The sequence below is a fragment of the Paraburkholderia sp. SIMBA_027 genome (genome assembly GCF_046535315.1).
Taxonomy (GTDB): Bacteria; Pseudomonadota; Gammaproteobacteria; order Burkholderiales; family Burkholderiaceae; genus Paraburkholderia; species Paraburkholderia tropica.
In genome coordinates, this window is record NZ_JAWRWY010000450.1 from 1 (window position 1) to 277 (window position 277).

1 pseudogene is annotated in these 277 nt (G+C 59.2%); it reads right to left on the reverse strand.

Annotated elements, in window-relative coordinates:
* Nucleotides 1-87: 87 nt before the first annotated feature.
* Nucleotides 88-277: pseudogene (locus SB764_RS39790) on the reverse strand (hypothetical protein); the annotation flags it as partial.

The window sequence follows — 277 nt, forward strand, 5'->3', positions numbered from 1 at the left end:
CTCCGTTTGATCGAATGCAGACAGCGTACCCGACAGCTTCCCGTCGTTGCGCGGTGTCAATGGGCCGAGGAACATCGTCAGCCACGTTTATACTGAATCGTAGACTGCGCCATTCGCCAAGCAGCGCACCATGTAGGGGCTCCCGAGCGTGCCGCATGCAAGTTCGCCGTCAGGCGATTCCCAGCCGTGCTCGGCGGGATACGTATTGTCGAAGTGAACATTGGCCCCATAACGCTGGTATTCCGAGTCGAGGTCGGCCATCTCGAGCGGATTGACG